Raw genomic sequence first — 11243 nt, 5'->3', positions numbered from 1 at the left:
CGCGGGGAGATCCTGGAGCTGAAGAGCACGATCAACACGATGGTCGACCAGCTGTCGGCGTTCGCGGACGAGGTCACGCGCGTGGCCCGCGAGGTGGGCACCGAGGGCCGCCTCGGCGGCCAGGCGGACGTCAAGGGCGTCAAGGGAACCTGGCGGGACCTCACCGACTCCGTGAACTTCATGGCCGGGAACCTCACCGGCCAGGTCCGCAACATCGCGCTCGTCGCCACCGCGGTCGCCAAGGGCGACCTGTCCCAGAAGATCACCGTGGACGCGCGCGGGGAGATCCTGGAGCTGAAGAGCACGATCAACACGATGGTCGACCAGCTGTCGGCGTTCGCGGACGAGGTCACGCGCGTGGCCCGCGAGGTCGGCACCGAGGGCCGCCTCGGCGGCCAGGCCCAGGTGCGCGGCGTGTCCGGCACCTGGAAGGACCTCACCGACAACGTCAACGTGATGGCCTCCAACCTGACCGGTCAGGTCCGCTCCATCGCCCAGGTCGCCACCGCGGTGGCGCGCGGCGACCTGTCGCAGCGGATCACCGTCGAGGCCAAGGGCGAGGTGGCCGCGCTCGCCGAGGTCATCAACACGATGGTCGACACGCTCTCGGCGTTCGCGGACGAGGTCACCCGCGTGGCCCGCGAGGTCGGCACCGAGGGACGCCTCGGCGGCCAGGCGCACGTGCCCAACGTCGCCGGCACGTGGAAGGACCTCACCGACAACGTCAACTCGATGGCCAACAACCTCACCGGCCAGGTCCGCAACATCGCGCTGGTGACGACCGCCGTCGCCAAGGGCGACCTCTCCAAGAAGATCGACGTCGACGCCCGCGGCGAGATCCTCGAACTCAAGACGACGATCAACACGATGGTCGACCAGCTCTCCGCGTTCGCGGACGAGGTCACGCGCGTGGCCCGCGAGGTCGGCACCGAGGGCCGCCTCGGCGGCCAGGCCGAGGTCGAGGGCGTCTCGGGCACCTGGAAGCGCCTCACGGAGAACGTCAACGAACTGGCGGGCAACCTGACCCGCCAGGTGCGCGCCATCGCCGAGGTGACCAGTGCCGTCGCCGAGGGCGACCTGACCCGGTCGATCAACGTGGAGGCATCCGGCGAGGTCGCCGAGCTCAAGGACAACATCAACTCGATGGTGGAGTCCCTGCGCGAGACCACCCGGGCCAACCAGGAGCAGGACTGGCTCAAGACCAACCTCGCCCGGATCTCCGGACTGATGCAGGGCCACCGCGACCTGCCCGTCGTCGCGGAACTGATCATGGACGAGCTGGTGCCGCTGGTGTCCGCCCAGTACGGGGCGTTCTACCTCGCCGAGGACGGCGACGACGGGCCCGAGCTGCGGCTCGTCGGCTCCTACGGCTACCCGGAGGACAGCACCCGGCCCACCCGGATCGCCTTCGGCCGCACCCTGGTCGGCCAGGCCGCGCGCAGCCGGCGCACCATCGCCGTGGACGACCTGCCGCCGGACTACGTCACCATCTCCTCCGGGCTCGGCGAGGTCGTGCCGACCGCGCTGGTGCTGCTGCCGATCGTGGTCGAGGGCCAGGTCCTCGGCGTCATCGAGCTGGCGTCCGTGACCCCCTTCACCCAGATCCACCGGGACTTCCTCACCCAGCTGATGGAGACCCTCGGCGTCAACCTCAACACGATCGTGGCCAACGCCCGCACCGACGAACTGCTCGTCGAGTCGCAGCGCCTCACCGTCGAACTCCAGGCCCGTTCCACCGAGTTGCAGGTGCAGCAGGAGGAACTCCAGCGCTCCAACGCCGAACTGGAGGAGAAGGCCTCGCTGCTCGTGGCGCAGAACCGGGACATCGAGGCGAAGAACCTCCAGATCGAGCAGGCCCGGCAGGAACTGGAGACCCGCGCGCAGCAGCTGTCGCTGGCCTCCAAGTACAAGTCGGAGTTCCTGGCCAACATGAGCCACGAACTGCGCACCCCGCTCAACAGCCTGCTGATCCTGGCCCAGTTGCTCGCGCAGAACCCCTCGCGCAACCTCACGCCCAAGCAGGTGGAGTACGCGCAGATCATCCACTCCGCCGGTTCCGACCTGCTCCAGCTGATCAACGACATCCTCGACCTGTCGAAGGTCGAGGCCGGCAAAATGGACGTCACGCCCGAGCGGGTGGCGCTGCGCCAGCTCATCGAGTACGTCGAGGTCACCTTCCGGCCGATGACGACGCAGAAGAGCCTGGAGTTCACGGTGTCGACGGCCGCGGGGGCGCCCGCGGACCTGCTCACCGACGACTCCCGGCTGCGGCAGGTCCTGCGCAACCTGCTGTCCAACGCCGTCAAGTTCACCGAGCAGGGCTCCGTGGAGCTGCGCATCGAGCCGGCGGCGGACGGCGAGGTGCCCGAGGGCGTGGTCCGCGGCGGCGCCGTGGTGGCCTTCCGGGTGAAGGACACGGGCATCGGCATCCCGGAGCAGAACCTGGAGACGATCTTCGGCGCGTTCCAGCAGGCGGACGGCACGACGAGCCGCAAGTACGGCGGCACCGGCCTCGGCCTGTCCATCACCAGGGAGATCGCCCAGCTCCTCGGGGGCGCCGTGACCGTGGACAGCACACCGGGCCAGGGCAGCACCTTCACGCTGTACCTGCCGGTGGCCCGGCCCGACTTCGAGGAACTGCTCCAGCACGGCCGGACCCTGGAGCGGTCCTCCGCCGAGCCGCTGCCGCAGGGCTCCGCCCAGCCCGCGCCCGTGCCCCAGATCGGGCCCGGACCGCGGCCCCGGCGGCTGCTCGTCGTGGAGGAGCGGCCGCGCGGTCTGCTCACCCTCGTCGCCGAGAGCGTGGTGGCCGACCTGACGCACGGCCGCGCCGACGGCGGGCAGCGGCCCGCGGTCGACGTCATCACCGCCGTCGGGGCGCAGGAGGCGGCCGGGGCGCTCGCCGCCGACCCGTGCCACTGCGTGGTCCTGGAGCTCGGCATGGGCGACGGCGAGGCCTCCCGCTTCCTCCAGGCGCTCCAGGGCGACTCGGCCCTGACGAGCGTGCCGGTGCTCGTGCACAGCAACCACCCCGCGGACGTCGCGCTGGACGAGACGCTGCGCGCACGCTCGGCCGGCGGGGCGCTGGAGCTGCTGTCCAGCCTCGACGAGCTGCGCGAGCGGATCGCCCTGCACCTGTCGGCCGAGGAACCCGGGGACGTGCTGTCCCTGGTCCGGCCGGAGGAGGCGCAGCCGCTGACGCCGCCGGTGGTCGACGACGCCTCGGCGGGCCGCACGGTCCTGGTGGTCGACGACGACGCGCGCAACCTCTTCGCCCTCAGCGGCATCCTGGAGCTGCACGGCTTCCGGGTGCTGCACGCCGAGAACGGGCGCCGGGGCATCGAGACGCTGGTGAACAACCCGGACGTCGCCATCGTCCTGATGGACGTGATGATGCCGGAGATGGACGGATACACGGCGACCGCGGAGATCCGCAGGATGCCGCAGTACGCCGACCTGCCGATCATCGCCGTGACGGCGAAGGCGATGCCCGGCGACCGGGACAAGAGCATCGCCTCGGGCGCCAGCGACTACGTCACCAAGCCCGTCGACACACGCGACCTCATCGCCTGCGTCCGCCGCTGGCTGCCCGTGTGAACCGGCCGGCGCCCGACCCCGCACAGCGGCGGGGCGGGCGCCCGCCGGACCAGCCGTTCCGCGCCGCCGGGCGCTGAAGCCGAGGAGCATCCAGACCGTGAGCATGTCCGAGCAGCCGCGTGAACCCTCCGGGGAAGCCGGGGTGCAGCGCGACGCCGCAGGGAACCCGACGCCCGCGCTCCCGCCCGCGACGCCCGACGGGCCGACGGCACCCGCCGCCGCGTCCCACGCGACCGCCGACGGCGAGCCGGGGACACCCGGGGGCCGGCCGGCCGCCCCGGCCGGGGACCCGGCGGGCTCCGGCGGTTCCGGCTTCCTCGCGGAGGAGGAGCTCCTGCTGCCCGGCGGGCCGCCCGCCGACGCCCCGGGCGTTCCTCCGGCCTCGCCGGTGGGCAGGCTGGCCGCCACCGTGGAACGGCTCAGCCGCGAGGTCCGGGCCGCGCAGGCCGAGGCCGAGGGCCGCGCCTTGATCGAACTCGCGAAGGGCGTCCTGATCGAACGGCTCCGGTGCGGCCCGGCCCAGGCCGCCCGGCAGCTCGCCGAGCTGGCCGAGCAGGCCCAGCTCAGCCCTCTGGAGCTGGCCGTCGACGTCATCAACCAGGCCGCCCGGGACCGCATGTCGGAGGTGACCGACGCGTTCCTCGCCGCCACCAAGGCCGCCGACGAGGCCGAGGCCGAGTCGGCCGCCGTGCGGCTGCGCGCGGCCGAGAGCGGCGTGCTGGCCGCGGACGACGCCCAGGCCGTCGCCGACGCCCTGCTGGAGCAGGCGCTGCGCCCGCTCGGCGCGGCGGCCGTGGCCATATGGGCCGCGGGCGCCGACGGCTCGCTGACCCTGGCGGGCAGTGCCGGATTCTCACCGGCCGAGGCCACCCGCTGGCGCTACGTCCCGCCGGACGTGGTCACCGTGGCACGGCGCGGCCTGATGGAGCGCGAGGGGCAGTGGATCACCAGCCTCGGCCGGACCGGCCTGCCCAGCATCGGTCTGCACCACCACCCGGACGGCGGCCGGGCCGCCCTGCCCGCCGGCACCGGGGGACGCATCCACGGCGTGCTGGAGATCGCCTGGCCCGACCCGCTCCAGCCGCAGCCCCCGCAGATCGTCCGCCAGGTCGAGGCGCTGGCCGAACTGTGCGCCCACACCCTGGAGATGTACACGCCACTGCCCGCCGGAGCGACGGAACCGCGCGTCCTGCCCGACGCCGCCGAGCTGATGGACCTGGCCGACGGCCTGCACGACCCCGCCCTCGTCCTGGTGCCCCACCTGGACGCCGACGGTCACCTCGTGGACTTCCGCATCCAGCACGTGAACAACCGCTTCCTCGACCCGGCCGGCCGGCCCCGGGCCGTCGTCAGCGGCGCCCTGCTGCTCGAGGCGTACCCCATGGCCGTCGGCGAGAGCGAGCTGTTCCAGCGCGTCGAGCGTGTGTACGCCACCGGTGAGCCCTTCCGGGCCCGGCGGATGAACCTCACGGCCCTCGTCGACCAGGTGCCCCTGTCGGCCGTCGCCGACATCAGCATCAGCCGGCACGGCTCGTCCGTGCTGCTCATCTGGCGCATCGAGGACGAGACCGCGCGGCTGGCGAGCCTGCTGCAGAACGCCCAGCGCCTGGGCCGCATCGGCGGCTTCGAGGAGAACGTGCTGACCGGTGAGATCACCTGGAACGGGCAGCTGTTCGACCTCTACGGGCGTCCCCAGACCTCGACGCCGGTGCCGCTGGAGGAACTGCCGGCCCACGCCCACCCGGACGACGGCGTCTCCATCCGGCGTTTCCTGCGCACCCTGCTGCATCACCGGCGGCCCGCGGCCGCGGCCTTCCGGCTGCAACGGCCGGACGGGGTGACCCGGCACATCCGCATCGTCGCCGAGCCCGTGCTCGACACCGACGACCGGCTGCTGCTGGTCCGCGGCGCCTGCCAGGACATCTCCTCGCAGCACTGGACCGAGGTCGCGCTCGCCGCCACCCGGGACCAGCTCGCCCACACCGAGCAGCAGGCCAGTGAACGCAACCGGCTCGCCCTTCAGCTCCAGCACGCCATCATGCCCCCGACCCAGGCCCCGCTGCAGGTGTCGGGTCTCCAGGTCGCCGTCCGCTACCGGCCCGCGGAGACCGAGCAGCTGGTCGGCGGCGACTGGTACGACACCGTCGTCCTGCCGTCCCGGCAGGTGCTGCTGTGCGTCGGGGACGTGGCCGGGCACGGCATCGAGGCGGCCACCAGCATGGTCGTCCTGCGCAACGCGCTGCGCGGGCTGGCGGTCACCGGTGCCGGACCGGCCCAGCTGCTGTCCTGGCTCAACATCGTCGCCCACCACCTGACCGGCGCCGTCACGGCGACGGCGGTGTGCGGGCTGTACGACCCGGTCCACCGGACGCTGCGCTGGGCCAGGGCCGGGCACCTGCCGCCCGTCCTCGTGCGCGACACCGACGCGCAGCCCCTGCCCCTGGTCAAGGGCCTGCTGCTCGGTGCCGTCCCGGAGGCGGTGTACGAGGAGACGGAGATCCAGCTGGCGCCCGAGGACACCCTGCTGATGTACACCGACGGCCTCGTCGAGCGCCGGGACCGGCCGGTGGAGGAGTCCCTGACCCACCTGCTGACCACGGTCCGCTCCGCCCCCACCACCCTGGACCAGCAACTGGACCGCCTGCTGACCTACAGCAGGTCGGACACCGACGACGACACCTGCATCGTGGGCATCCGGGTCGGCTGAGGGGTGCCGCCCGCACCGTCCGCCCGGTCCCGGCGGACGCCTCCGGTGACGAGGGGACGGTACTCCCGCAGACAGCGCGGCGCCTGCCTGAGATCATGGAAGTCCGGTCCCGGATGGCGTGGAATCGCCGTGGGCAGGGGAATACGGGGTAGGCAAGCGAACCGGAGGAGCACCGGCCCGCACGGCAGGCCGGCGCGCTGAGCGAGGAGGCCGCGATGGTGGGGCCCGAGGACACGGCGACCGCCGGCGGACCACTCACGCCCGCCGCCGCGGCGCTGGCCGGGACGCTGGAGGCCATCGGCGCCGGTGCCTACGTCGTGGACGACGAGGGCCTCATCGTCGCCGTCAACACCCGGGCCGAGCACCTCCTCGGCCGCAGCGAGGCGGAACTCGTCGGTCACGACGCCCACGACCTGCTGCACCGCGGCCCCCAGGGCCAGCCCCTGCCCAGGACGCAGTGCGCCATGCGCCAGGCCTTCCACGCCAGCCGCGCCGCCCAGATCGCGGAGGACTGGTTCTCCCACTCCGACGGCTCGGTCCTGCGCATCTCCTGGCTGATCACCCCCTTCGCCGTCGGCGACGATCCCGGCTGCACCCTCGTCGTCTTCTATGCCGCCGATCACCCCGACGACCTCGCCCCGCCGCCGCAGCCGGCCTCCCAGCACCTGACGGAGCTGCAGCGGCTGGCCCTGCTCGCCGAGACCACCACGCGTCTGACCTCGACCCTCGACGTCGACGAGGCCCTGCACCGGCTGGTCGCGCTGGTTGTGCCGCGCCTGGCCGACTGGGCGGTCGTCGACCTGATCACCGAGCGCGACGAGGTGTGGCGCACGCTCGTGGTCCACGCCGAGGACGACAAGCTCGTGCAGCGCGAGGAGCTCCAGGGACCCATGCCGCCGGTCCCCGAGGAGTCCCCGATGCCCCTGTCCAGAGCCCTGCGGGGCGTGTCCTCCACGCTGGCCGGCCCGCAGACCTACCAGGGAGCTCCCGACTCGGGGATCGCCGTCGAGCAGCGACGCCTGTTCGAGGCCACCGGCATGCACTCGGCGGCCATCGCGCCCATCCGCAGCACCCGCGCCGTCCTGGGCGCGCTGACGGTGGGGCGCGGCGACAATCCCGCGGACTTCACGCCGCAGGACCTCCCGCTCATCGAGGACATCGCACGCCGCGCCGGGCTCGCCCTGGACAACGCCCGCCTGTACCAGCGGCAGCGCAAGGTCGCCGAGACCATGCAGAACCACCTCCTGCCCCAGATGCCCGGCGTCCCCGGCCTGGAGATGACGGTGCGCTACCTCCCGGCGCCCGAGTCGTCGCAGGTGGGCGGCGACTGGTACGACGCCTTCCCGCTCTCCGACGCCTCCACGGCCCTGGCCATCGGCGACGTCGTCGGCCACGACCTGGAGGCGGCGGCCGGCATGGCGCAGGTCCGCAACATGCTGCGGGCCTACGCCTGGTCCCAGACGGAACCCCCGAGCCGGATCGTGGAACGCCTCGACGGGGCGATCCAGCACATCACCGACGTCGCCATGGCCACCATGATCTTCGCCAGGATCGAAGCGGCGGGCGACGGCCACTGGCGGCTGTCCTGGACGAACGCGGGCCACCCTCCGCCGCTGCTGGTCAGCAAGGACGGCCTGACGAGCTACCTCACCGACGGCCACGGCATCCTCCTGGGCACCCAGGGCAACGTCTCGCGCCCGGACGCCACCACCCTGCTGTCGCCGGGTTCCACCCTGGTGCTCTACACCGACGGCCTCATCGAGGAGCCGCGCCGCAACCTCGACGAGGGCCTGAACCGGCTGCGCCAGCACGCCGCCGCCCTCGCCCACCGCCCCCTCGCCTCGTTCACCGACCATCTGCTGCGGCGGGTCCGCCCGGCCGGCAACGACGACGACGTGGCACTCCTGGCCCTGCGCGTGCCGAAGACCTGAGACACCCGGGCCATGTCCGGCGGGCGGACGCCGGTCAGGCCGTGGCCGCGACCGAGACGCCGATGGCGATGAACAGCCATCCGGTGGTCAGCTCCCAGCGGTGGCGCACCGCCGGCCGGGCGAGCAGGGCCCGCAGCCGGGAGGCGACGACCACCAGGGCGAACCAGTACCCGACGCCGACGAGGACGTCCAGGAAGCCCAGGAAGAAGATCTGCCGCGCCACGGAGCCGCCCCCGTGGACGAACTGCGGGAGGATGCTGAGGAAGAACAGCGCCGCCTTGGGGTTCAGCACATTGGTGAGGAACCCCTGCGTGAACGCGGTCCGCCACCGCCCGCGGGCGATGGCACCCGCCTGCCCGACGCCGAAGGCCTCGCCGTACCCGGACCGCCCCTGCCGGCGCTCCCGGACCGCCCGGCGGGCCGCGAGGACCGCCCGCACCCCCAGGTACACGAGGTAGGCCGCGCCCAGCAGTTTGATCCCGTCGTAGACCAGGGGCGAGCGCGTGGCGACCACCGAGAGGCCGGCGGCGGCCGCGACCATGTGCACGCACAGCCCGGCCTGCGCGCCCAGCGCCGCGGCCCTCCCCTTCGACGGATCCTCGGCCGCCGACCGGACCACCACCAGGAAGTCCGGCCCCGGCACCACGTAAGCCACCAGCACCACGCCGAGGAACCCCACCAGATCGACCGTCATCCGTCCTCCACTCCACGGGGCCGGGCCGGGTACCCCGCCCGGCGCGTCACTCCCCGCCGTCGCGCCGCAGTCCGTGGTGCTGGACCAGCCAGTGCCCCAGCAGGGCCCCGCCGTACACGACGTAGCCGACGCCGATGAGCCAGGACTCGACGACCAGGACCACTCCGACCGCGCCGTAGCTGATCGCGTTGGTGACGATGAGCGGCGTGAAGACGAAGTAGGAGAACATCCGCAGGCCGACCAGGCCGGCCATGGTGGCGATCGCCCCGGGCAGCAGATCGCTCCAGCGGACCACCCCGCCCAGCAGGAACCGCTGGCCCCACCAGAAGAACAGCACCCCGGTCGCCGCGCTCAGCGCGATCCGCCCGGCCCCGGAGGTGATGCTGCGGCTCTGCGCCTCCTGGTACAGGTAGGCGGTCATGGCGATCATCCACACCGCCTGGCGCCACACCCGGTGCCAGCGGCCGGGTGCCAGCTCCCAGATCCGCTCGTAGCCGTTCTGGACGCTGCCGCCGAGCGCGATGCCGAAGACGGCGAGTGTGACGCCGCCGAGCACGCTGGTGGTGCCGATGACCTTGCGGGGCGGGCTGATGATGTCGGTCAGGACGCGCGCAGACTGCCCCGACAGTCCCATGCCGTCGGCGAGCCAGGAGGCGAACCCGCCGCGGGCCAGCGGGTCGGCGGCGGCGACCACGATCAGCAGGGGCGCCAGGGTGACCAGGGCCAGCGTGGCGAAGCCCATGGCCCGGTGGAGCAGCTCCAGGTCGTGGGCCTGCCGGACGAGGGTGTGCGCACCGAGCCGGTGCCACCCGTCCCGCAGCGTGCGCCCGGCCCGGTCCAGGGCGTGCCGGCTCACACCCGCAGGACGGGGGTGACCGGCAGGACGTCTGCCGTCGGCGGTGTGGTGACGGTCATTCTCGGTCCGCCTCCCGATGGGGTCGGTCGCCGTGCGCTCGCGAGATCGTTGACCGTTTCGGCCGTGGCGCAAACGCGACGAACGGGCGGTGCGCGGCCCGGCGGCCGCGGCGATGAGTTCCGGCGGCGGATCGGGTCTGCCCCGGTATGACACGCATCATCGCCGACATCTCGGTCTCCCTCGACGGTTTCGTCACCGGGCCCGATCCCGGACCGGACAACGGCCTGGGCACCGGGGGCGAGGCCCTGCACACGTGGGCGTTCTCCGACGACCCGGACGACCGCCGCGTCCTGCGGGAGGCGACCGCCCGGTCGGGGGCCGTCGTGCTCGGGCGCCGTCTCTTCGACGTGGTGGACGGACCGCAGGGCTGGGACGACACCGTCGGCTACGGCGCCGGGGAGGTGGGCCGGCCCGCCTTCGTCGTGGTGACCGGCGCGCCGCCCGAGTCGGTACGGCTGCGCGCCCTCGACTGGACCTTCGTCACCACCGGCCTGGCCGACGCCGTCGCCGCCGCGCGCGAGCGGGCCGAGGCGGCGTCGACGGCCGCCGGACGGGATCTCGACGTGGTCGTGATGGGCGGGGGAGCGACCGTGGGCTCCGCCGTGGACGCCGGGCTGGTGGACGAACTGACCCTGCACCTCGCCCCCGTCGTGCTGGGCGCGGGGACGCCCCTGTTCACCGGGGGGACCCGCCGCGCCTTCACACGGCGGACGGTGACGGCGACCCCGACGTCGACCCACCTGACCTACGACGTCGGGTGAACGGTCCGGGCGGCCGCCCGGACCGTCATGGCTGCCGCGGGGGGCGACCGGAGAGGGACGTGGGCAGGACGGTCCTCCCGCCCGGGCCGGGGGTGTCGCCGCCACCCTCCTGGCCGGGGGCGTCGCCGCCGGGCGGGAAGGGGATGCGGGCGACGATCCGTTTGCCTGTCTCCCCGACGGTGACGACGACCGCGCTGCTGACGGTGTGGACCACGTGCATGCCGTGACCCCCGAAGCGGCGACCGTCCCGCTCGCGCACCACCGGCTCCTTCCGGGAGCTGTCCCACACGGTGACCACCAGCTCGTCGTCGGAACACCACAGGATCAGTCCGCACGGACCGGGTGCATGCCGGATGGCGTTGGTGACGAGCTCGCTGACGACCAGCTCGGCGTCCAGGGCGAGCAGGTCCGGCGCCGGGGAGCGGCCGGTGTGCGGGGCGTGAGCGAGGAAGGCGCGCAGGGCCCGGCGGGCATCGACCGCGCAGGCCGTGCCCTCGGCCCACGCCGCACCGAAGTGCAGCGCGGCGCGGTCGTTGCGTCCCTGCTCATCCGCCTGCTTCATAAGCGGAATGACCATGTGGGTTCTTTCGTTGTGGTTCGGTGCTCGGGGTGATGCTTGCGCCGTACGCCTACCCGG

Annotated in this window: 7 protein-coding genes; 4 read left to right on the top strand and 3 right to left on the bottom strand. The window is 73.2% G+C overall.

Annotated features, from left to right (window positions below; genetic code table 11):
* The 3 genes from ACH4C6_RS06750 to ACH4C6_RS06740 form a co-directional block, all read left to right on the top strand.
* Positions 1–3597: HAMP domain-containing protein (locus ACH4C6_RS06750; RefSeq protein ID WP_398107430.1), on the top strand; the 3597-nt coding region annotated here is incomplete at its 5' end.
* A gap of 97 nt (positions 3598–3694) precedes the next feature.
* A complete protein-coding gene (locus tag ACH4C6_RS06745; protein WP_398107429.1) occupies positions 3695–6304 on the top strand; it encodes a SpoIIE family protein phosphatase in 2610 nt (869 codons plus the stop codon).
* A gap of 215 nt (positions 6305–6519) precedes the next feature.
* Complete coding sequence (locus tag ACH4C6_RS06740; RefSeq protein WP_398107428.1) at positions 6520–8235, top strand: SpoIIE family protein phosphatase; 1716 nt, start codon at positions 6520–6522, stop codon at positions 8233–8235.
* A gap of 34 nt (positions 8236–8269) precedes the next feature.
* On the opposite strand, the gene ACH4C6_RS06735 is transcribed toward ACH4C6_RS06740, so the two are convergent.
* Together ACH4C6_RS06735 and ACH4C6_RS06730 are read right to left on the bottom strand one after the other, a co-directional pair.
* Positions 8270–8929, bottom strand: a complete 660-nt coding sequence (locus tag ACH4C6_RS06735; protein ID WP_398107427.1) for a LysE family translocator — start codon at positions 8927–8929, stop codon at positions 8270–8272.
* Between the two features lie 46 nt (positions 8930–8975).
* Positions 8976–9770: a ribonuclease BN gene (locus tag ACH4C6_RS06730; protein WP_398107931.1), complete on the bottom strand. Its 795-nt coding sequence runs from the start codon at positions 9768–9770 to the stop codon at positions 8976–8978.
* Between the two features lie 221 nt (positions 9771–9991).
* Between ACH4C6_RS06730 and ACH4C6_RS06725 the strand changes: the two genes are divergently transcribed.
* Positions 9992–10606 (top strand): dihydrofolate reductase family protein, encoded by a 615-nt coding sequence (locus ACH4C6_RS06725; RefSeq protein ID WP_398107426.1) that lies wholly within the window; start codon positions 9992–9994, stop codon positions 10604–10606.
* Between the two features lie 25 nt (positions 10607–10631).
* Here ACH4C6_RS06725 and ACH4C6_RS06720 read toward each other — a convergent pair whose 3' ends face one another.
* Positions 10632–11183, bottom strand: a complete 552-nt coding sequence (locus ACH4C6_RS06720; protein ID WP_398107425.1) for an ATP-binding protein — start codon at positions 11181–11183, stop codon at positions 10632–10634.
* Between the last annotated feature and the right edge of the window lie 60 nt (positions 11184–11243).

It is taken from the genome of Streptomyces sp. NPDC017943 (assembly GCF_044328425.1).
GTDB lineage: Bacteria > Actinomycetota > Actinomycetes > Streptomycetales > Streptomycetaceae > Streptomyces > Streptomyces djakartensis_A.
The sequence above is the reverse complement of the archived record's forward strand: the minus strand, read 5'-3'. Positions and strand labels throughout refer to the sequence as shown.

Excerpts from the sequence above, each read along its gene's own strand:
- ACH4C6_RS06740 (WP_398107428.1), top strand. The coding sequence starts at position 6,520 with ATGGTGGGGCCCGAGGACACGGCGACCGCCGGCGGACCACTCACGCCC.
- ACH4C6_RS06735 (WP_398107427.1), bottom strand. The coding sequence starts at position 8,929 with ATGACGGTCGATCTGGTGGGGTTCCTCGGCGTGGTGCTGGTGGCTTAC.
- ACH4C6_RS06725 (WP_398107426.1), top strand. The coding sequence starts at position 9,992 with ATGACACGCATCATCGCCGACATCTCGGTCTCCCTCGACGGTTTCGTC.
- ACH4C6_RS06720 (WP_398107425.1), bottom strand. The coding sequence starts at position 11,183 with ATGGTCATTCCGCTTATGAAGCAGGCGGATGAGCAGGGACGCAACGAC.